General features: G+C 60.2%; 19 protein-coding genes and 2 tRNA genes. 13 read left to right on the forward strand and 8 right to left on the reverse strand.

What is annotated here, in order from left to right; translation table 11 throughout:
* The first annotated feature begins 128 nt into the window (after nt 1-128).
* Both cysD and cysN read left to right on the forward strand, forming a co-directional pair.
* On the forward strand, nt 129-1,037 hold the full coding sequence (gene cysD / locus DDE76_RS17970; protein ID WP_104894087.1) for a sulfate adenylyltransferase subunit CysD: 909 nt from the start codon (nt 129-131) through the stop codon (nt 1,035-1,037).
* Between the two features lie 2 nt (nt 1,038-1,039).
* Nucleotides 1,040-2,926 carry a sulfate adenylyltransferase subunit CysN gene (gene cysN, locus DDE76_RS17975; protein ID WP_104894088.1) on the forward strand — a complete coding sequence of 629 codons (1,887 nt, stop codon included), beginning with the start codon at nt 1,040-1,042 and terminating at the stop codon, nt 2,924-2,926.
* Between the two features lie 54 nt (nt 2,927-2,980).
* Here the strand turns inward: cysN and DDE76_RS17980 are convergent, their stop codons facing one another.
* Entirely contained in the window at nt 2,981-4,405 is a 1,425-nt protein-coding gene (locus tag DDE76_RS17980) for a mannose-1-phosphate guanylyltransferase/mannose-6-phosphate isomerase (RefSeq protein ID WP_104894089.1), read from the reverse strand.
* Nucleotides 4,406-4,598: 193 nt separating this feature from the next.
* The gene (locus DDE76_RS17985) at nt 4,599-5,831 is read right to left on the reverse strand and encodes an ROK family transcriptional regulator (protein ID WP_157955900.1); all 1,233 of its coding nucleotides are present in this window, start codon (nt 5,829-5,831) and stop codon (nt 4,599-4,601) included.
* A gap of 229 nt (nt 5,832-6,060) precedes the next feature.
* Between DDE76_RS17985 and xylF the strand changes: the two genes are divergently transcribed.
* The 7 genes from xylF (at nt 6,061) to DDE76_RS18020 (ending at nt 12,574) form a co-directional block, all read left to right on the forward strand.
* On the forward strand, nt 6,061-7,095 hold the full coding sequence (gene xylF, locus DDE76_RS17990) for a D-xylose ABC transporter substrate-binding protein (protein WP_104894091.1): 1,035 nt from the start codon (nt 6,061-6,063) through the stop codon (nt 7,093-7,095).
* A 112-nt stretch (nt 7,096-7,207) separates the two neighbouring features.
* Nucleotides 7,208-8,527, forward strand: coding sequence for a sugar ABC transporter permease (locus DDE76_RS17995; protein WP_104894092.1), 1,320 nt, complete (start codon nt 7,208-7,210; stop codon nt 8,525-8,527).
* Between the two features lie 10 nt (nt 8,528-8,537).
* Complete coding sequence (locus tag DDE76_RS18000) at nt 8,538-9,320, forward strand: ATP-binding cassette domain-containing protein (protein ID WP_104894093.1); 783 nt, start codon at nt 8,538-8,540, stop codon at nt 9,318-9,320.
* Between the two features lie 94 nt (nt 9,321-9,414).
* The gene (locus DDE76_RS18005; RefSeq protein ID WP_104894094.1) at nt 9,415-10,542 is read left to right on the forward strand and encodes an S-(hydroxymethyl)glutathione dehydrogenase/class III alcohol dehydrogenase; all 1,128 of its coding nucleotides are present in this window, start codon (nt 9,415-9,417) and stop codon (nt 10,540-10,542) included.
* Between the two features lie 73 nt (nt 10,543-10,615).
* Nucleotides 10,616-11,167 carry an AAA family ATPase gene (locus tag DDE76_RS18010; protein WP_104894095.1) on the forward strand — a complete coding sequence of 184 codons (552 nt, stop codon included), beginning with the start codon at nt 10,616-10,618 and terminating at the stop codon, nt 11,165-11,167.
* Nucleotides 11,160-11,624 carry a YaiI/YqxD family protein gene (locus DDE76_RS18015; RefSeq protein ID WP_104894096.1) on the forward strand — a complete coding sequence of 155 codons (465 nt, stop codon included), beginning with the start codon at nt 11,160-11,162 and terminating at the stop codon, nt 11,622-11,624. The genes DDE76_RS18010 and DDE76_RS18015 overlap by 8 nt, the downstream gene beginning before the upstream one ends.
* Nucleotides 11,625-11,872: 248 nt before the next feature.
* Nucleotides 11,873-12,574 (forward strand): polysaccharide deacetylase family protein, encoded by a 702-nt coding sequence (locus tag DDE76_RS18020; RefSeq protein WP_157955901.1) that lies wholly within the window; start codon nt 11,873-11,875, stop codon nt 12,572-12,574.
* 10 nt (nt 12,575-12,584) lie between these two features.
* On the opposite strand, the gene DDE76_RS18025 is transcribed toward DDE76_RS18020, so the two are convergent.
* The 4 genes from DDE76_RS18025 to DDE76_RS18040 form a co-directional block, all read right to left on the reverse strand.
* Nucleotides 12,585-13,835: an FAD-binding protein gene (locus DDE76_RS18025; protein WP_104894098.1), complete on the reverse strand. Its 1,251-nt coding sequence runs from the start codon at nt 13,833-13,835 to the stop codon at nt 12,585-12,587.
* Nucleotides 13,832-14,224, reverse strand: a complete 393-nt coding sequence (locus DDE76_RS18030) for a hypothetical protein (protein WP_104894099.1) — start codon at nt 14,222-14,224, stop codon at nt 13,832-13,834. The genes DDE76_RS18025 and DDE76_RS18030 overlap by 4 nt, the downstream gene beginning before the upstream one ends.
* Nucleotides 14,221-14,976 (reverse strand): 23S rRNA (guanosine(2251)-2'-O)-methyltransferase RlmB, encoded by a 756-nt coding sequence (gene rlmB / locus DDE76_RS18035; RefSeq protein WP_104894100.1) that lies wholly within the window; start codon nt 14,974-14,976, stop codon nt 14,221-14,223. Before rlmB ends, DDE76_RS18030 begins: the two co-directional genes overlap by 4 nt.
* Before the next feature lie 75 nt (nt 14,977-15,051).
* On the reverse strand, nt 15,052-15,435 hold the full coding sequence (locus tag DDE76_RS18040; RefSeq protein ID WP_157955902.1) for a hypothetical protein: 384 nt from the start codon (nt 15,433-15,435) through the stop codon (nt 15,052-15,054).
* A 224-nt stretch (nt 15,436-15,659) separates the two neighbouring features.
* On the opposite strand from DDE76_RS18040, the gene DDE76_RS18045 reads away from it, so the two are divergent.
* Nucleotides 15,660-17,804, forward strand: coding sequence for a sensor histidine kinase (locus DDE76_RS18045; protein ID WP_157955903.1), 2,145 nt, complete (start codon nt 15,660-15,662; stop codon nt 17,802-17,804).
* The gene (locus tag DDE76_RS18050) at nt 17,801-18,439 is read left to right on the forward strand and encodes a LuxR C-terminal-related transcriptional regulator (RefSeq protein ID WP_198650946.1); all 639 of its coding nucleotides are present in this window, start codon (nt 17,801-17,803) and stop codon (nt 18,437-18,439) included. Before DDE76_RS18045 ends, DDE76_RS18050 begins: the two co-directional genes overlap by 4 nt.
* A gap of 40 nt (nt 18,440-18,479) precedes the next feature.
* Here DDE76_RS18050 and DDE76_RS18055 read toward each other — a convergent pair.
* Nucleotides 18,480-18,564: transfer RNA gene (locus DDE76_RS18055), tRNA-Tyr, on the reverse strand.
* Between the two features lie 199 nt (nt 18,565-18,763).
* Here DDE76_RS18055 and DDE76_RS18060 point away from each other — a divergent pair.
* Both DDE76_RS18060 and DDE76_RS18065 read left to right on the forward strand, forming a co-directional pair.
* A tRNA-Gly gene (locus DDE76_RS18060) sits at nt 18,764-18,837 on the forward strand.
* A gap of 144 nt (nt 18,838-18,981) precedes the next feature.
* Entirely contained in the window at nt 18,982-20,364 is a 1,383-nt protein-coding gene (locus DDE76_RS18065; RefSeq protein ID WP_157955904.1) for a DUF6538 domain-containing protein, read from the forward strand.
* A gap of 163 nt (nt 20,365-20,527) precedes the next feature.
* On the opposite strand, the gene DDE76_RS19650 is transcribed toward DDE76_RS18065, so the two are convergent.
* On the reverse strand, nt 20,528-21,085 hold the full coding sequence (locus tag DDE76_RS19650) for a hypothetical protein (RefSeq protein WP_157955905.1): 558 nt from the start codon (nt 21,083-21,085) through the stop codon (nt 20,528-20,530).
* Nucleotides 21,086-21,507: the final 422 nt, after the last annotated feature.

Below are 21,507 nucleotides of genomic sequence, written 5' to 3' on the forward strand. Positions count from 1 at the left end.
CACAAATTTGCCTCAAGACCCTGTAGTGCCAGCGATTCAGGCATATTTCGGGTTGCTGGACGAGGGTGCAGGAGGGTACGAAACCTGGTCAAATCTCCGCCGCCAGGCCCCAGTTCCGGATAAGAGTGTTGGACCAGAATCGACTGACGCATTTGCAGACCCTTGAGGCTGAGAGCATCGAGATCCTGCGCGAGGTTGCCGCAAGCTTTGAGCGGCCGGTGATGATGTATTCGATCGGCAAGGATTCGAGCGTCTTGCTGCACCTGGCGCGCAAGGCGTTCTTTCCGAGCAAGATTCCGTTCCCGCTTTTGCATGTCGATACGACGTTCAAATTCCGTGAGATGATCGCTTTCCGCGACAGGACCGCGGAGGAATACGGGTTCGATCTGATCACCCACACCAATCAGGATGGCGTGCGCGATGGCATCAATCCGTTCGATCACGGGTCGTCGCGCTACACAGACATCATGAAGACGGCGGCCCTGCGCCAGGCCCTGACGGCGGGGCGCTACGATGCGGCCATTGGCGGGGCGCGGCGTGACGAGGAAAAGTCACGCGCCAAGGAGCGCGTTTTCTCACATCGCAATGCCAGCCATGCCTGGGATCCCAAGAACCAGCGGCCGGAGCTGTGGCGGACGTTCAATACACGGCTTAATCCAGGCGAGAGCATGCGGGTTTTCCCGATTTCGAACTGGACCGAGCTGGACGTGTGGACATACATCTATTCCGAGCAAATCCCCATTGTGCCGCTCTATTTCGCTCGTCCGCGTCCGGTGGTCGAGCGTTCCGGCACGCTGATTATGGTCGACGACGAGCGCCTGCCGCTCAATCCGGGCGAAACGCCCAAGCAAGAAGTGGTGCGGTTCCGCACACTGGGCTGCTACCCGCTGACGGGCGCCATCCGCTCTGACGCCGCTGATCTGCCCTCCATCATCATGGAAATGCAGGCAAGCCGTACTTCGGAACGCGAGGGGCGCCTGATCGACAGCGATAGCGTTGGTTCGATGGAGAAGAAGAAGCAGGAAGGGTATTTCTAGCCATGTCCGCAATTCCTGCCACTGCCGATAACAGCCTGGATCTCTGGCTCGCCCAGCAGACAGAAAAATCGCTCTTGCGGTTTCTCACCTGCGGCAGCGTCGATGACGGCAAGTCCACTCTGATCGGGCGGTTGCTCTACGATAGTCAGCTTGTCCTTGATGACCAGTTGGCGAGCCTCAAGAAGGAAAGTCACAATCGCACGGTGGGCGATGAGGGTATCGATTTCTCGCTGCTGGTAGATGGCCTGGTCGCCGAACGGGAGCAGGGCATCACGATCGATGTGGCCTACCGGTTCTTCTCGACCGACAAGCGCAAGTTCATTGTGGCCGACACGCCAGGCCATGAGCAGTATACGCGCAACATGGCGACGGGCGCCTCCAATGCCGAGCTGGCCCTGGTGCTGATCGATGCGCGCAAGGGTGTGCTGACCCAGACCCGGCGGCACAGTTTCATTCTCTCGCTGATCGGGGTGAAGCATGTGGTGCTGGTGGTCAACAAGATTGACCTGGTGGATTACGACCAGGAAACGTTTGATCGCATCGTGGCTGAGTATCGTGCCTTCGCAGAGCCTTTGGGATTCAAGACGCTGGCCGCCGTTCCGGTGTCTGCCTTGCGGGGGGACAATATCCTGCGCCTTAGCGAGAATACGCCCTGGTATGAGGGCGAGGCGCTGGTGCCCTATCTCGAAGCCATCGACGTTTCCGAGGATCGTACGAGGGAGAAATTCCGCTTTCCGGTGCAGTGGGTTAACCGGCCGAATCTTGACTTCCGCGGGTTCTCCGGAACGGTTGCATCGGGGACGATAGCAGTGGGCGACGAGGTGCTGATTGCTGCATCGCGCAAACCGGCCGTCGTCAGCCGTATTGTCACCATGGATGGGGATCTGGACCACGCCGTTGCCGGGCAGGCGGTGACGCTGGTGCTTGATCGCGAAGTGGATATCTCGCGTGGCGACGTGCTGTCGCGGCCGGGTGAGACTCTGGACTATTCCAACCAGTTTCAGGCCAGGGTGGTCTGGATGAACGAGGAGCCGGCCTATCCGGGGCGCTCTTATCTGCTCAAGATCGGCACACAGACGGTGCCGGCGACGATCACCGACCTCAAGTTCCGAACCAATGTGAATACGCTGGAACAGACGGCGGCAACCAAGGTCGATCTGAATGAGGTTGCCACGGTCACGCTCAACACCGACAAGCCGATTGCTTTCGATCCCTATGCCAGCAATGCGCGCACTGGCGGCTTCATCCTGGTTGACCGGATCTCCAATGCCACGCTTGGGGCAGGGACCATCGAATTCGGCCTGCGGCGCGCCCAGAACCTGACCTACCAGTCCTTTGACGTGAACCGTGAGGTGCGTGCACAGATGAAGGGGCAGTCGCCCCGTATCATCTGGTTCACGGGACTTTCGGGCTCAGGCAAGTCCTCGGTCGCCAACCTGCTCGAGAAGCGGCTGACTGCCGAAGGGCGGCACGCCTATATCCTGGACGGCGACAATGTCCGGCACGGACTGAACAAGGACCTGGGGTTCACAGAAGCAGCGCGAATAGAAAATATTCGTCGCGTGGCGGAAGTGGCGCGGCTGATGGCCGATGCCGGATTGATCGTGCTGGTGTCCTTCATCTCACCGTTCGAGAAAGAGCGTCGGCTGGCGCGCGAGATTGCCGGGGATACTGATTTCACCGAGGTCTATGTGGATACCCCGCTTGAGGTCTGCGAGGCGCGTGACCCAAAGGGGCTCTACAAGAGGGCGCGTGCTGGCGAGATCAAGAATTTCACCGGCATCGACTCGCCCTTCGAACCGCCTGAAAATGCCGAGCTGGTATTGCATGGCGCCGAAGCGGGCCCCGAGGTCCTGGCAGATCAGCTCCACGCCTTCCTCAAGCTCTGAAACGGCGCGGAGTGTGGCCGGTGCCAATTGTACCGGTCAGCCTGGCGCGCAGGGTCAGACGCGGCCGAATTCATCTTCGATGCGAATGATGTCATCCTCACCGAGGTAGGAACCGGTCTGGACCTCGATCAGCTCCAGGTCGATTTTGCCGGGATTGGCGAGGCGATGCACGCAGCCGGGCGGCAGGTAGATCGACTGGTTTTCGGTCACTACGCTGACCGCGCCATCAATGGTCACCTCCGCCGTGCCACGCACGACCACCCAATGTTCAGCGCGGTGGTGATGCTTTTGCAGGCTGAGTTTCCTGCCGGGCTTAACGAACAGGCGCTTGACCTGGAAGCGGTCACCACTGAGCACCGATGAATAGCCACCCCATGGCCGATATGCGGTGCGATGCACTTCGGTCAGGCCGGTGGTTGCGGCGTCGGCGCGCATGCGCCGAACCATGTCGCCAACCTTTTGCGCGTCCGAGAGCCGACCGACATAGACCGCATCGTTGGTCGCGATTACGGCAATATCCTCTACGCCGTTGACCGCCACATGGGCGTGGTCGGTCACGACCAAGGAATCGGATACGCCATCCAGGGTAACGGCGCCCTGCGTGACATTGCCGGACGGATCGCGCTGAGCCGACTTCCACACGGCGTCCCAACTGCCCAGGTCCGACCAGGGAAAGTCGACGGCTACGACCGCGGCCTTGTCCGTCTTCTCGAATATTGCATAGTCGACCGAAATATCCGGCGCGTCCGCAAATGAGGGTGCGTCGAGCCGTATGAAGTCGAGGTCCTCGCGGGCGCCAGCCACCGCGGCTTGTGCTGCCTCAAAGGTCTGCGGCGCCAGCCTCCGGCACTCACTGAGAAAGGCGCCGGCGTCCAGGACGAACATGCCCGAGTTCCAGAAATGTCCCCTGGCGGAGAGCATCTCAATGGCCCTCTGCATGTTGGGTTTCTCAACAAAACGTTGCACGGCGCAAGGGCCCGCGCCAACCCTGGCATCCGCCTGGATGTATCCAAATGCTGTTTCCGGATGGGTCGGTACCAGTCCGAAGGTGACCAGCTTGCCTGCCTCGGCGGCCATTATGGCCTGGTTGACTGCCAGCCAATATCCCTCAGTGATTTCAACCGCATGGTCCGAAGGCACGACATGGAGGATGGCGTCGCCGTGGCATTGCACGATGTGAGCCGCGGCAGCAGCCATGGCAAGGGCCGTATTTCTCCCTACGGGCTCCAGCAGAATGCTTGAGGTCGCTATTTCGACCTCGGCTGCCTGCTCGGCAACAAGGAAGCGGTACTCCGCATTGGTGACGACGACGGGCGGGGCAGAATACAACGGACTGTTCACACGCTGCAGCGTCTTCTGGAAGAGGCTGAGGGGGCCTGTGAGGGGCAAGAACTGCTTTGGACGCGCCACGCGCGACATCGGCCAGAGCCGCGTGCCCTGGCCACCGGCCAGAATGACAGGAATTACCTTCTTGGCCATAGTTTCTGCTCCGATCGTCCAGGCGTTATCGGATAAATACTGCGCGTCAGATTTGTAGTGGCAGTGTCACAATTTCAAAACCGCTAGCTCGCGCCAGTTGATGTTTGATACTGGCGTGATGAGGATCAGACTTTACTGCAGCGCCAGGTGTCAACTCCAGAATAGTCATTGAATTGCAGACAGCGTGAACGTGTTAGACCCGGCTGCCTGTTTCGAGGGCAGCGAAGTCGGTCTGGTCGAGTGCCGACAGGGTCTTCATCATCAGGCCCCTGAAGATGGGCTCTCGCTCGTCGGGGTGAGCGAGAATCTTGGGCAGGCCATTGATCTTGCAGACCAGGGAGGCGGCCAGCGCGGCCTCGACTTCGGGCCTAAGCAAGTCCAGTGCACGCGCACCGGGTCCGACAATAAGGATGTGACTGGGGTCGAACATGGCCATCATGCGGCTCAGCCCATAGCCGATGGCACGGCCGGCCAGATTGAAGCCATGGGTTGCGTCTCGGTCGCCGGCCTCTGCGCGCTGGATCAGTGCATCGAACTGCTGCGCAGGGACAGCGGGGGCAGGGGGCGTCGTGTCGGGCACCGAGTAGCTGGTGCGCAAAATGCCATAGTCGGCCGCATAGGCCTCGATGCAGCCGCGCATGCCGCAACGGCAAAGGGCGCCGTTGGGCATATGGTTCATATGTCCGAACTCGGTGGCGCCGCCTTCGCTGCGACCGGTGATATGGCCGTGGAGGCTAAGGCCCATGGCGACCGTCGAGCCGACAAAGACCGTGGCGACGCTGGATTGAAGCAGGCCGGGGTCGAGCCAGCGCGTGCCTTCGGCCAGCAGACGGCCACGCTTGTAGAGGGCGACCGGCAACCCCGAGTCCCGGGCAAGGTCATGCGCGAAGGAAGACCCGGCCAGGCTGGCAATGGGCGACCATTTGAGGCCACTATTGTCCGGGTTGAGAATGCCTTGAACACTGATGGCGATGCGGCGGAGTGTCCGGGCGGCCTGTGGGGTACGGCCGCGAAGGCTATCCAGATGCGCGGCGAAGAAGTCGCCAGGCGGTGTTTCGACAAAGGTCGATGGTGATACGGCTATTTCGATCCGGTCCACCAGCACACCTGAATAGTCGACAAGCGACGCGCGCAGGCGATTCACGTCGATCTCGAAAAGGGCCACATAGGCGGCTGCGCGCTGGAAGCCAACCAGGGTGGCCGGCCTGCCGCGCATGCGCCCGTCGGTGCGCTCGGGGCTGGTGAGCTCTTCAACTATCCGCTGCGCAAGCAGGTCCTGCATGATGGCTGTGACGCTGGCATGGCTAAGGCCCGTAATACCTGCCAAAGCAGTGCGCGACTGAGGGCCGCCCGAGCGCAGGGCACCCAGGATCAGTCCGCGATTTTGCCGCCGGACGCTATCACTATCGCTGACGTTTCGCGTCAAGCGGCCTTCTCCCCCAACCCCAATTTCCAAAACAGCATTGTGCACGCCATATCGCAACACGCGAATTTCTTCGAGGCCCGAAAATGACGTTGACATGTCGCGGCGGCGCGTGCGAGACCTTTTTTCGAGCAGTAAAAATAATGCTCAGGGCGCAGGGAGGCGGCGCCCGGTTGGGGACAAGCCGCCAACTTGCATTGCGGGCAGCAAATCTGCCCATGGGAGGACAGATATGAAAAAGTTTGCAGCAGTCCTGCTGGCGTCGACCGTGCTTATCGGCTCGGCTGTCGCGCAGGACCAGATTGTCGTCGGTGTATCCTGGAACAATTTCCAGGAAGAACGCTGGAAAACTGATGAAGCCGCTATCAGGGCTGCGCTCGATGCTGCCGGCGCCGAATACATCTCGGCAGACGCCCAGTCGTCCGCGTCCAAGCAGTTGACCGACATCGAGAGCCTGATCAGCCAGGGTGCAGATGCGCTGATCGTTCTTGCGCAGGATAGCGATGCCATCGGCCCCGCCGTGGCTGCGGCTGTCGCAGAAGGTATCCCGGTGGTTGGCTATGACCGTTTGATCGAGAACCCAGACGCCTTCTACCTGACTTTCGACAACAAGGAAGTGGGCCGCATGCAGGCTCGCGGTGTGTTCGAAGTGCAGCCTGAGGGCAACTACGTCTTCATCAAGGGCAACTCGGCTGATCCGAACGCCGACTTCCTGTTTGCCGGACAGATGGAAGTGCTCCAGGAAGCCGTGGATTCCGGCGCCATCGTCAATGTCGGCGAAGCCTATACAGACAACTGGAACCCCGAAGTTGCCCAGGCAAACATGGAGCAGTTCCTGACCGCGAACAATAACGAGGTGGACGCGGTTGTGGCGTCCAATGACGGTACTGCCGGTGGTGCCATCGCGGCGCTGAGTGCGCAGGGACTGGCCGGTGCCGTGCCGGTTTCCGGGCAGGATGGCGATCATGCCGCCCTCAACCGTATCGCGCTGGGCACCCAGACGGTGTCGGTGTGGAAGGATGCGCGCGAGCTGGGCAAAAAGGCCGCAGAAATTGCGGTTGAACTGGCCGGCGGTGCAGCCCTGGACGAAGTCACCGGTGCAACCAAATTCTCCGATGGCCCCAATGGCGTCGAGATGAATGCAGTGCTGCTTGCTCCGGTCCCGGTGACCCAGGACAACCTCGACGTCGTGATCGACGCTGGCTGGGTGTCCAAGGACGTCGTCTGCCAGGGCGTTGCGGCTGGATCCGTCGCTGCGTGTGACTGAGGTCATCTTGTACTAGACTGACCAGCAAGTGCCGCGGCGTGACGCGCTGCGGCACTTGCTTGATCAGACTGCGCCCCGGCTCGCCGGAGCGCTTCTTCCATGGGGGAATTAGATGGCCGAACCGCGCGCCATGACAAGCACCACGCATCCAAGCCAGACGGTGCAGAATCCGCTTCAGCGGTTCCTGATCGCGACCGAGATCGACACGCGCCTGTTGGGCATGATCGGTGCGCTGGCCATCATCTGGGTCGGGTTCAACTTCTTTTCGGGCGGGCTGTTTCTGACACCGCGCAACCTCTGGAACCTGTCGGTGCAAACCGCATCGGTGGCGGTGATGGTCACCGGCATGGTGCTGGTCATCGTGACCCGCAATATCGACCTGTCCGTCGGCTCGATCCTGGGCGTGGTGGGCATGGTGATGGGCGTGATGCAGACCCAGATCCTGCCGACCCAGTTCGGGTTGGGGCTCGGACATCCATTGATCTGGGTGTTGTCCCTGGCGACGGGTCTGGCCGTTGGTGTGGGTATTGGCGGATTGCAGGGGGCGATCATTGCCTATTTGCGGGTGCCGGCCTTCATCGTGACCTTGGGTGGGTATCTGGTTTGGCGCGGAGCGGCCTGGTGGGTCACGGCCGGTCGAACTGTGGCGCCCATGGATTCAACGTTCCAGCTCATGGGGGGGGGTCCGGATGGATCGATCGGTGCCCTGTGGAGTTGGGTGATCGCGGGTGTGGCCTGTGCGGCCATCGTCGTCGGGCTGTACTTTGGGCGTCGCCAGCGCCAGCGGTTCAATTTTCCGCAGCGACCGGTCTGGGCGGAAGTCTCCCTCGCCGTAATCGGCTGCGGTGCGACAATTGCCGCTGTATGGGTCGCCAATGCCTATCCCTGGCCGATACGCATTGCCGAGCGGTTCGCGGAGACCAATGGCATCGCGGTACCCGAAGGCGGGCTGTTCATCTCGCATGGCATTGCCATTCCCGTGTTGATCGCGGTCGGCGTCGGCGTGGTCATGACGTTCCTGGCCACCCGGACGCGCTTTGGCCGCTATGTCTATGCCATGGGCGGCAATCCCGAGGCGGCGGAACTGGCTGGCATCAATACGCGCTGGGTGACCGTCAAGATTTTCATGCTGATGGGGGCGCTCTGCGCCATCGCAGCCGCCATTTCGACGGCCCGTCTCAACGCGGCGACCAACGCCCTGGGGACGCTCGACGAGCTTTATGTCATCGCCGCAGCGGTGATTGGGGGTACCTCCCTGGCCGGTGGCGTGGGCACGATTGCCGGGGCGCTGCTGGGGGCTCTGGTGATGCAGTCGCTGCAGTCGGGCATGGTGCTGATGGGTATCGACAGTCCGCTGCAGTCAATCGTGGTTGGCGTGGTTCTGGTCTTTGCGGTGTGGCTCGACACGCTCTACCGCCGGAACAAGCATTAGGAGTTGCGTTATGCTGGATACCGGCAAGCCTCTGGTCGAAATGACCGATATCTCGATCTCCTTCGGTGGCATTCACGCCGTGGATCGCGCCTCTATCGACCTGCATAGCGGGGAGGTGGTGGGGCTACTCGGCCATAATGGCGCGGGCAAGTCGACGCTGATCAAGATTCTCTCGGGCGCCTATAAGCGCGATGAGGGCGAAATCCGCATCAATGGCGAACCCGCCACGATCAACAATCCGCGCGACGCCAAGGCCTATGGCATCGAAACGATTTATCAGCAGCTCGCTGTTGCCGACAATGTCGATGCCGCGGCAAACCTGTTTCTCGGCCGCGAGATGGTCACCTCGCTCGGTACGCTGGATGATGCCGCCATGGAGTCCAAGGCGCGCGAGGTGATGGGGCGACTGAACCCCAATTTCCGCCGCTTCAAGGAGCCGGTGAAGGCTCTTTCCGGCGGGCAGCGGCAGTCGGTCGCGATTGCCAGGGCGATCCTGTTCAATGCACGCATCCTGATCATGGACGAGCCGACGGCTGCCTTGGGGCCGCAGGAAACTGCGCAGGTGGGCGAACTGATCAAGCAGCTCAAGTCGGAGGGTATCGGCATCTTCCTGATCAGCCACGACATTCACGATGTGTTTGATCTGGCCGACCGGGTCGTGGTGATGAAGAACGGGCAGGTTGTGGGGCAGGCCAAAACGTCCGAAGTCACCAAGGATGAAGTTCTGGGCATGATCATCATGGGCAAGGTGCCACCGGGTGCTCAACCAGGGCCGGGCGCGATAGCGGACTGACTTCGTCGGTGGACGGGCGGCTTGTGTGGCGCCGGGAGTTGCCGAGGCGCACCTGATCGTGCGAGTTTTCGCCAAGTTTGGTAGGAGATTCCGTATGAAAACCCGCGCCGCCGTTGCCCTTGCTGCCGGTAAGCCGCTTGAGATTGTCGAAGTGGATCTGGAGGGCCCGAAGGCCGGGGAAGTCCTGATCGAGATCAAGGCCACCGGGCTTTGTCACACCGACGATTTCACGCTCTCGGGTGCCGATCCGGAAGGGTTGTTCCCGTCCATTCTGGGGCATGAAGGGGCCGGCGTCGTGGTGGATGTCGGCGCCGGCGTCACCAGTCTGAAGAAGGGTGACCATGTCATCCCGCTGTACACGCCGGAATGCCGCGAATGCTATTCGTGCCGGTCGGGCAAGACCAATCTGTGCACGGCCATTCGCGCCACCCAGGGGCAGGGGCTGATGCCCGACGGGACCTCGCGCTTCTCTCTCGAAGGCAAGCCGATCTTCCACTATATGGGGTGCTCGACCTTTTCGAACTATACCGTGATGCCGGAGATTGCTGTCGCCAAGATCGATCCGGCCGCGGCGTTCGACAAGGTTTGCTATGTCGGCTGCGGCGTGACGACCGGCATCGGCGCGGTGATCAACACCGCGAAGGTCGAGATCGGAGCAACTGCGGTGGTGTTCGGCCTGGGCGGGATCGGGCTCAATGTCATTCAGGGCCTGCGGCTAGCCGGCGCTGACATGATCATCGGTGTGGACATCAACAATGGGAAGAAGGAATGGGGCGAACGCTTCGGCATGACCCATTTCGTCAATCCCACCGAAATCGGCGAGGATGTGGTTCCCTACCTGGTCAATCTGACCAAGCGCCGTGGGGATCTGATTGGCGGTGCCGATTACACGTTCGACTGTACAGGTAACACCAAGGTTATGCGTCAGGCGCTCGAATGCGCGCATCGCGGCTGGGGCAAGTCGGTGGTGATCGGCGTGGCCGGGGCCGGGCAGGAAATTTCGACGCGGCCGTTCCAGCTTGTGACCGGTCGGACCTGGATGGGCACTGCCTTTGGTGGCGCAAAGGGTCGGACCGACGTGCCGAAAATTGTCGACTGGTATCTCGACGGCAAGATCGAGATCGATCCCATGATCACGCATACGCTCCGGCTCGAAGACATCAACAAGGGTTTTGACATGATGCATTCGGGCGAAAGCATCCGATCAGTGGTGGTTTACTGATCAGAACGCCTCGCATAGATTGGAGGGGCGGCGACTGTGCCGCTTCCCCCAACATTGTTTACGAGGCAACAGCATGACGCATGCTGGCGAAAGCCTGTTTGTGCTGACTGGCGCGCCGGGCGCAGGCAAGACAACCCTACTCAATGCCGCGTCAGCGCGGGGTATCCGAATCGGGCGCGAGGCGGCCCGGGCGGTGATCCAGGTGCAGACGGCCATTGACGGCCCGGCACTGCAATGGCGCGATCCGGCCCGATTCGCCGAACTCATGCTGGACCGGGATATCCGGACCCATGAAGAGCTTTGCGCAGGCGAGGGGCCGGCATTGTGTGACCGTGGCATTCCCGATCTGGTGGCTTATGGCCGGATTCTTGGGCTGGCAGAGACTGAGCATTTTGCGCGGGCAGCGCGGCTCTATCGCTACAATCGGACCGTTTTCTTCGCGCCGCCCTGGCGCGAGATCTACGCCGACGACGCCGAACGCACCGAGGGTTGGGACCACGCACAGCGCATTTATGGGCCAATGCGTGACGCCTATGCGGAAATGGGATATCGCGTCGTCGAACTTCCCAAAGTCTCCGTGGAAGACCGATTGACCTTTGTGCTGGACGAAATCACGCATGGCTGAGCCGACCATCTTCGTTGATGCCGATGCCTGCCCGGTCAAGGACGAGGCCAGGAAGGTCGCCGAGAGGCTGGGGCTGGTCATCACCATTGTCAGCAATGGCGGGATCAGGCCATCGCGTGACCCGATGGTGCAGGTTGTGGTCGTGCCGGCAGGGGCCGACGCGGCGGATGACTGGATCGTGGACCATGCCAAGGCCAATGATATCGTGCTGACAGCCGATATTCCGTTGGCCAGCCGGGCCATCGACAAGGGCTGCCACGTGCTGGGCTTTACCGGAAAGCCTTTTACACCGGCCTCCATCGGCATGGCTCTGGCCATGCGCGATCTCAAGCAGCATCTGCGTGAAACCGGAGAGATTTCCGGTCACAATGCAAGCTTCCGTCCAGCGGATCGGTCCGCCTTTCTCAGTGCCCTCGATACTTTGGGGCGCAGGGCCAAGACTCTGGCGAGTAAGTAATTCTTAAGGTCTTGCGAGGGGATTGTTAACCATAAACCGAGAAAAGTAAGCCCACTTGATTTGGATGGGTGGGCTCAGTCTTGCGGTTGTTTTCTGCGCTTTTGTGTTCGGGCCTGCTTGCTTTGAGCTTGGCTGGCTGCGCCAAACCGATCAGTCAGAACTCTGTTGCACAATCACCCTCCATGGCTGGTGACAGCGTGGTGACCGGAAGTGTGGCGCGCAGTGCATCGGCGCGGGTAGAGCAGGCAATGCCGAGGCGCATTTTCGGCACCAGCCAGCTTGCGGGTCGAACGCTGGAAGTCGCCTCGACCACCGATATCATCCTGCGACCGGGTGAGGTCATCCTCACGTTCGATGATGGCCCCAGGCCGGGCAAGACCCCCAAAATTCTTGATGCGCTGGATATGTATGGCGTGAAGGGGACCTTCCTCATGCTCGGTTCGGCCGCCAAAGCCAATCCGGCCCTGGCCCAGGAAGTGGCCCGGCGCGGTCATAGTGTGGGCAGTCACACATTCGACCACACCAATTTGGCCAATCTGTCTCGCCAAGCTGCCCTCGACGAAATTGCCCGCGGGGAAGCAGCGGTTGCCGAGGCTCTGGGTGGAGCAGGGCGGTTGGCACCGTTCTTCCGTTTCCCCTATCTCGCACAAACCGGGTTTCTGCGGACAAGCTTGCTGCACGGCGACATGGTGGTGCTGGACGTCGATATTGACAGCAAGGACTACTACAAGGACAGCGCGCAGACTGTAGCCAACCGGACATTGGATCGGCTGGAGGCACGCGGCAGCGGCATCATTCTGTTCCACGACATTCACCAGCGTACCGTCGAGCTTCTCCCCGGCTTCCTCGCCGAACTGGAGGCGCGTGGGTACTCGGTGGTCCGTTTGGCACCCAAGGCGGACGGCGTGTTCGGCCGCAGCGTGATCACGGCGGACGCCAGCAGCCTTTGAGCAAAAAACCCTAGCTGAAGATCAGATCGGTAACGAAGCTGTTGCGGAATTTTCCTGCCGGATCAAGGCGCTGCGCCAGATCACGGAAGTTGGACATGCGCGGGAACCGCGTTGCAATTACCTCAGGGGGCAGGGTGAAGAGCTTGGCCCAGTGCGGACGTGGGTTGAACGGGGAAAGGGCCGCTTCCACCGCCTTTACGGCCGCGATGGCCGGCTCCCAATCCGGGCGCCAGGTGAAGTGGAACCCGATCGTGTCCTGTTGATAGGCGGAACTGAGCCAAAGCGTGTCGGCGGCAACCGATCGGATTTCGGAAATGAACAGCGCCCCGGAGAACTGTTCCTGGGCTGCGTGCAGGGCGGCGATGGCGGCGGGCGCATCGGCGCGCTTCACAAAAAACTCCGACTGCAACTCTGCCCCCGCAGAGGCAGTATTGCCGATGGCGAAGTGAAACAGCCGCTCGTGCCAAGGGCCAGCCACACCGAACTGCGCAGTGCAATTGGTTCCATCCATATCGGGAATGGGGTGGCAGGCTCTTGTTGCGGCTCTGGCTCCGAGCACGTCAACCGGCGGTTCCCCGGCGCTGGCCAGCGCCTTGACCCAGATCTGGTCGATGGCCGCGCCCTGCCAGCGTGTGAAGAGGCTTACGCTATAGGCACGCGACATCAATGCATCAAAGTTTTCGATGACGGTGGCGACCGGCAGATCCAGATAGACATTCTGCCGGACGTCAAAACTCGGCACGATGTCGAGCGTCAGTTCGCAAATGACCCCGAGCGCGCCCAGGCTGACGACGGCGCCATCGAACTCGGCGTCTCCGCGGTTGAGGCTCAGGATCTCGCCATTTGCAGTAACCAGCTTGATCCCGGAGACGGCGGCGGCGAGGTTCCTGTTGGCGTCGCCCGAGCCGTGAGTGGCCGTCACGACGGCACCGGCAATCGTGATGTTGGGCAAGGACGCAACATTGGGCAGGGCAAAACCGGCCGCATACAGAACCGGCGCCACATCGGCATAGGTGGCGCCACTATCAACGCTCACTGTCCCGGCGGCAGAGTCTATTTCTATCCTGCGCTCAAGGTCGGAGAGAATGATGAGTGTGTCATCGGTATCGGCAATGGTGTTGAAAGAATGCCCGGAGCCCAGTACGCGCAGCTTGTCCGACCTGCGCACGATGTCCTGCAGTTCAGCGATTGTGCGGGGCCGCGCGACAGTGCGCGCGGCGAATGCGATATTACCTGCCCAGTTGCGCGGCCCGGCGTTCATGCGTCTTCGTCGTCCTCTACGTCGGTGAGATAAACGGAAATCTCTATGTCGATGCCATGCCCGGAGATTGCTGCCGCAGCATGGGCGGGCAGGCGGGCGGACATGGATTCGCCCTCCGCGGGATAGTCGAAGGCGATATCGAGCACGGCCTTGCCGATGCGGCGGTCATCGAGCATGGCGGCAATTGTTGTTCCAGAGCGTTCCGCCAGCTCAAGAATTGCCCGCACCGGGTTGGCCGTGGGCACGTCCACCTGTGCGTAGAAGCTGTCTTCTGCGTCTTCGGGCTCGAACCGAGACGTCAACTGCTTGAGTGCGGTATCGAGTTCCTGCTGTCGCAGCGTGACGCCAGACAGTCTCAAGGCGATTGCGAAGGGTTCGAACTGGCTCATGCGGTTCTGCCTGCGGTGGCCGCAAAGAGGGCAATGGCTGCGGCGTTGGAGACGTTGAGCGACTTGATCGGGCCAGGCATGTCGAGCCGAACCATTTCGTCGCAGAGCTCCCTTGTGCGCTGGCGCAGCCCCTTGCCTTCGGCCCCCAAGACCACGGCCAGCGGAACGGCGTCGGTGCGCGGGCGTATCGGCGCTTCAGCTTCTGAATCAAAGCCCAGCACTAACATGCCGCGCTGCTTGAGGTTTTCCAGCGTGTCGGCCAGATTTCGCACTTCAATCATCGGCACCAGGTCGAGCGCCCCGGAGGCTGCCTTGGCCATGACGCCGGTTTCTCTGGGGGAATGACGGGCCGTGGTGATGACTGCATCTGCGCCAAAGGCACAGGCGGTGCGCAGGATAGCACCGACATTGTGCGGATCAGTCAATTGATCGAGCACGACGACCAGCTTGAGTTCGGCAATATCCTTGAGGCCGTAGCGGCTGACGGGGTCGACCTCCAGCGCCACGCCCTGGTGCACGGCTTCGCCGCCCAACAGGCGATCGAGCTCCTTGGGCGTTGTTTCGGAAAGCGGGACATTGCCGATGTCCCCGGTCTCCTTTAGGCGATTGAGGGCATTTGGCGTCGCCAGCAAGGCCTTCTTGATACGGCCGGGATTGTCCAGCGCGGCACGGACCGTGTGCAGTCCATACAGATAGACCGGACCGGCATCGGGATCATATTTTGGTTTGGGCGGAAATTTGTTGCGGCTCATGCCTGGAGCGGTAGCTGGTTTGCCGGGTTTCCGCAAGGAATCCGCATGCCGATTGCACCGGCCGATATTGCGCCTTCAGAGACAACGCCGATAGGCGTGCGGATTGTCCCAGCGCGCACGTCCGGTCGTCAGGTCGACTGAGTAGAGATAGAACTCGTCAGTGCTGATCCATACGGCGACAAGACTTTCCCCCATGACCGGAAGCCAGGTCGTCCGGCCCGAGAACGCCGAAAGCTCAAACGCTACCTCGTCTCCTGTCGGCGAGAGGTAGGTCAGCGTTCCATTGCCGCTGCCGTTCAGGGTAACGGGCGCCGCACAGCTTGCTATGGGTGCGCCATTGATCATGCCTTCGCCTTCGGGAAAGCCGACACTCCAGAGCCCGACAAATGGTTCGAGCACGCCATTGGGGATGTCGGCGATGCTCTCGCGCGGAAATTCGGTCGCTTCGATGCGGGGCAAGAAAAGCACAGTCGTCAGAGCGGCGATCAGCATTATCGCAAGCAGGGTGAGGAGGGAGAAACTCCGACGGCGACGTCTCCAGCCAGTATTCGACACGATCAATTTCCCGCTCAATTCACTTTATGCGGCTAAAACTATGCAAGTGTGCAATTTTGTGGCATCCCCGGTTCAGAGGATATGGGGGCGAGCGCATGGGCATGGGGCAGTCCGGTGAGGGGGCGGCTATGTTGCGCCTGTCGCCGCAGGCGCGGCTGATAGTGGTCGCTGCGGTGTTTCTGATTGTTGCTTCGGGCGCGATATGGCTTGCCGCCAGCCAGTCCTGGATGGGTCTTGCCCTGGCGCCGGGCGATGATGGGCTGGTTGTGATACGGGACGTACAGCGGGAGGACCTGCCGGCGGTGCTTCAACCTGGTGTTCGCCTCGATACCCTGGCGGCCCCTGGCCAGGGAGACCCGCTCGACCTTCGGGCGCTCGATGTGATCGAAGAGCCGGACACGCTTGATACCTATGCCGAACTCAATGCCTTCCGCGCGCGCCAGTCTGCATTGGATCGCGTGCTCAGTGCTGGTCAGGTCGTGCTTGGTGTGACCCTGGCGGACGGCAGCAGCGCTGAGGTTGAACTGACCGCGCTGGGGTCCAGGCCTGTCTGGTCGCTCCCCTTTGAATTCTGGCTCCAGCTTGGGGTCGGTGGGGCGGGTATTCTGCTGGGCGGCTGGGTCTGGGCGCTGCGGCACGAAGAAGCCAGCACCTATTTTGCGGTATCCGGCTTTGGCCTAATGCTGTCGGCCACGGCGGCCGCCATCTACAGCACAAGGGAACTGGCGCTGGAGGGGGGGCTGTTCCGCCTGTTGTCGGCGGGAAACTACACAGGCACCAATATTTTCGGGCTGGCCTTGATCAGCTTGCTGCTGGTCTATCCGCACCGTCTGGCCGGGCGGCGGGTGATTGGTGCGGTCTGGGTGTTGGGGCTGAGCGTGGTGCTGTCCCATGTCCTGCAGCTCGCCCCGTCACAGGCCGTGGGGGCCTATGCACCAATGCTGGCACAGTTCGTGGCGCTGTTCGCGCTGATCGTTGCCCAGCTATACTATTCAAGGCGCAATCCGCTGGCGCGCGCGGCCCTTGGCTGGTTTGGCCTCTCGGTTCTGCTGGGAACCGGGCTGTTCGTGTTTGCCATCGCAGCGCCCACACTGTTGGGGTTGGCGCCGCAGGCCTCTCAGGCCAATGCCTTTGCCATTATCCTTTTGATCTATGCCGGGCTGGCCATTGGTGTTGCCCGCTATCGGTTGTTTGATCTGGGGACTTGGGCCTTCCGCCTGATCTCCTACCTGATCGGCGCCTTGTTGCTGCTCGCGCTCGATGCGGTACTCATCTATGGCGTGGCACTGGAGCGCCTGCCGGCTTTCGGGCTGGCATTGCTGACAGTCGCCTTGGTCTATCTGCCGCTTCGCAACATGATCGGAACCCGCATATTGAGACGGGATCATCTGGACGAGCAACGGTTTCGCGAGATTCTCGATATTGCCCTGGCGCGCAGCAGCCTCGATCAGGCCGTCGGTTGGCATGAGCTGTTGTCGGAAGCCTTCAATCCGCTGACCATCGAAACGGCGACTGGCGGCAGCATGGTGGAGCTGCGTGATGCGGGGCAAGAGTTGCTGGTGCCGGCATGCGGGCCGCTGCCGGCCCTGGTGCTGCGCTTTGCCGATGGTGGACGGCGGCTGTTTTCCCAGGCCGACGTGAATCGGGTCTCGGGGATGATCCAGCTGATGCAGCATGCCCTGGATAGCCGCGATGCCCATGAGCAAGGTGCGCGGCAGGAGCGGTCGCGGATCGCGCGCGACCTGCACGACAATATCGGGGCGCAATTGCTTCGCACGCTGCACAGCAGCGAGACCGAGCGCAAGGATGCCATTGTCAGCGAGACCCTGACGGATCTGCGTGACATCATCGCCAATGCGCATGGCAATGGCATCAGGCTGGACGAGGTGCTGGCCGAACTGCGCTACGAGACCAATGAGCGGCTCGTACAGGTCGGGCTGGCGCTAGACTGGTCGGTGTCAGGTGATGAGGGCAGGATCGTCAGCGCCCGGCTTGCCCACACGATCCGCTCGATAGTCCGTGAGGCAGCCAGCAACGCGATCCGGCATGCCAAGGCCACCCGATTTAGCGTGGCGCTCTTGATTGCGGACGAGCGGGTCAGCCTTTCGATTGCCGATGACGGCGTGGGCTTTGACGAAAAGAGCACGCATTCCGGCGATGGCCTGGGCAATATGCGATCACGCACGCTGGCGCATCGCGGAACTTTCGCCATCTCCGGCACAGGGGGGACCAGGATTGCAGTGCAGCTCCCCCTGGGGGATCCGGCACCATGAACGTGGACAACCTACTGATCGTCGAAGACATTTCCGAGGCGATGACTTCATTGATCCGGATTGCGCAAGCCGCTTTTCCCGAAGCCCGCGTCGACACGGCCAGGAACATGAAGGAAGCGCGCCTGCAGATCGTGCAACGGAAATGGTCCATGGCGCTGGTCGATATTGGCCTGCCCGATGGCTCGGGGCTCGACCTGGTGCGGCTGTTCTCGGAGCTGACGCCTGAAACCATCTGCGTGGTCAGCACGGTTCTCGGCGATGATGCCCATATCGTGGCGGCGCTTTCAGCGGGCGCACAGGGCTATATTCTCAAGGGGCAGCCGGAACCGGTATTGTTGCGACAGCTTATGCAGATTCAGCATGGCGTGCCGCCGCTTTCCCCAACCATTGCACGGCGGATCATGGAACATTTCCAGCGCACCGGCCCGGTCGAAAGCGAGGGTGATAGCCTGACCCGCCGTGAACTCGAAGTGCTCAAGCTGCTGGCCAAGGGGCTCCGCAATACAGATGTTGCGATGGCCCTGGATCTGGCTGAATCCACCATCGCTACCCATATCAAGAGCATCTACCGCAAGCTGGGCATATCCTCACGCGCCGAAGCGGCCCTGCACGCGACGCGCCTGGGGCTGACGTAAACCAGGTTCTGCGATTGCGGCTTTCGCTTGGGCGAGGGGGTGGTGGAGGGGACTGGATTCGAACCAGTGTAGCCTGAGGCGTCAGATTTACAGTCTGATGGATTTAACCACTCTCCCACCCCTCCACATTTCCGGGTAGGAAACGACATGAACTTGCGTGTCGTCGGGGCGGTTTATGGTTGGCTGTCGCATTAGTGTCAACACCCTAGCACGCAAGATGCGCAAGAATTTGGTCTGGCAGGCAAATTGTGGAAAGCGGGACGGTGTAGCCCTTGCCAGCCAGCCCCGGTTCGCGCTAATCGGTGCCGGTGGCATTGCCCTCGGGCGGGTATAGCTCAATGGTAGAGCAGCAGCCTTCCAAGCTGAATACGCGGGTTCGATTCCCGCTACCCGCTCCATTTTCTCAACATCCAAATTGACTACGCATCTGGATTTGCTGGCATTTTTGCGGCGATCTTGGTATGATCGTGCGCAATCGGCAGAAAAATGCCCTACAAATTGCCCTACAATGTGCCCTACAGCGGTGTGAATGGGAAGCGCGAATGCCTAAGCCGAATGAGCTCGACCGGTATCTAAAGCGCCGCGGCTACAGCTGGCTTTACTATCGGCGCGTACCTACCAGACTAGCACGGCTAGATAGCCGATTTCCGGTCATCGAACAGGCATTGGGCACTCGCGATCTAGTCGTGGCCAGAAAAGCGCGCGACTTACTTGCAAGTGCCGATGACGACCTTTGGGCCTCGATGATGCTAGGGGAGAATGTTGAGCGGTCACGTGGCCGGTACGCCGCCGCCCTGAAACGTGTCAAAGCTATGGGATTTGGGTATGTGCCGGTGGAGGAACTGAGCCGCACCGCTAGCTGGGATGACATTTCCAGCCGCTTTGAGGCGATTTTACCGGTGTCGACGCCGCGAGAGATCGAACAGGCGGTCTTAGGGACAGTCTCAAAGCCGACGCACCGATTTGACGATGCACTTAGGATTTTCATGGAAGGTCCGGGGAAAATGAGCTTAGCAAACAAGAGCCCAAACCAATTGCGCATTTGGAAGAACATTCCGAAGCGCGCTATCCGAAGGTTTGCAGAGGTCGTTGGCGACAAGCCGCTTGCTGATATTACGCGCGACGATGCGGTGCGGTTCTATCGCTATTGGCTCGCACGCATCGTGCCCGAGGACGATGCAGAGCCCTTGAATCCAAGCGGTGGGAACAGGGAAATCGGTGAATTGCGGAAGCTGTACCGAGAGTACTTCAGCTTCGAGCATAACGACAATGACAGGCTAAACCCATTTCTAGGGCTCAGCTTTGCGGAAGACGGCAACGTTCGCCGTCCCTCTTTCCCGGTAGACTGGATCGAAAGCCGGTTCTTGCGCGCCGGCAAGCTATCTGGTCTCAATCCAGAGGCCAGAGGTGTGTTGCTTGCGATGATAGAGACTGGCTGCCGCCCTTCCGAGATATGCAATCTCACGCCAAGCGCTATTGTCCTCGATCATGCGGTGCCCCATATCGCTGTTCGTCCACGACGCGCTGGCGACCGAAAGAACTCTGACGTTAAGCAATTCGGGCCGCATGAGGTCAAAAGTACGGCCTCTATCCGCACCGTTCCTCTTGTCGGCATCTCGCTCCAGGTGTTCAAGGCGTTTCCCGCCGGTTTTCCGCGCTACATGGACAAAACTGGTACGGCTTCGCAGACGATAAATTCCTTCTTGGGGGAGAATGGGCTTCTGCCGACCCAAGAGCACACGCTCTACGGACTGCGTCACAGTTTTGAAGACCGCATGAAGGTTGCGAAAATCGATTACGAGGTGCGCATGGATATCTTCGGCCACACAGTCTCTCGCCCCAAATATGGCTCGGGTGGAGGCCTCGCCTGGCAGCGCGGCCTCCTCGCCAACATGGCGCTCCCTTTCGATGAAGGGATTATTTGATCTTCCTGTCAGCAAGGTCGTCCAGTCTATGCCATGTGATCGTCACATGGTGTACTAGAGGTTACAACTGCGTCTGGCACAGCGCCGGGAGCGTAGAGGCTCGCATTCCGGAATGTTGGAAGGCTTATTACTTGGTGCTGTCGCAAGAAACATTGTAGACTAATTAATCATTTTTCTTGCTTGAATTTTGACTTTGCGATCCATTAGACCAATACCTTAAATATGTAGCACTTTCCATGATGTTGCTGGTTAGGTGGTCATACAGTGGTTTTCCTGACATCCTGCCCACCTTCGACAGTGGGAAATTATCACATTCGATGCTCAGTACTTGCCCTTGTATTCCTTTTACTCTCCAATCCCAACCAACTCGTAGCGAGGGGTTTGTGATGTCATCGAAAAATGAACGTCGATCTGGAACAAGGATGCAAAATTTCCTGCCATTCAAGTGATCTAACAATTCAACAAGTGCATCTTTTGAGCCGGTATCGTGCTCCAGTATCATGTTAATTCCATCATATATACCAATCACTGAGGTGTAGTCCTGATATTCAGGTCCACAGAAAGGTATTATAATTGGAGAAGACTTTTCGAGTATTTTGACGGCATGAACGATCTTTTCAATATTCGATCTGTCTCGTTTCGACTCAAACTGCGCCCATTTTCGCCCCGTCTGCATTGCTGGAACGTAGGCGAATATTGGTAGAAATACTGTCATCTTCATTTTTTCAGCTTGTTCTGTCTGACTAAATGATACCCTTAAAATGTTACCGAATACGCCCCCCCCTGGGGGGCTAGTTTGCCTCGTTGCGCTGCCTCAAGCTTTCGATCCATCAATTGTCGAAGGCCCGGTAATGCTTCCGCCCGCAGCCAAAATCCGAACAGCCAAACAGTGTGAGATCTATCTCGCTCGCCTGGCCGCAGTCATGCGGAAGGGGAGCGAGGCAAATGCTCGTCGACTGCTGCCGCTGGTTGCTAGGCTCAAGGCAGAGCTGGAGGCAGCGAGGGCGGAAGACGAACGTAAGCGCCAAGGCGCCCCCGTCTGACGTGCCGGTGGTTGGTAGGGTATTGGCACCGTGGATTTGATGACGGTGTGAGTTCCTATGTCTGCGCATATGCCCAGTGATAGAAGTTTCCAGTTGTTGG

Source organism: Devosia indica (assembly GCF_003056405.1).
GTDB lineage: Bacteria > Pseudomonadota > Alphaproteobacteria > Rhizobiales > Devosiaceae > Devosia > Devosia indica.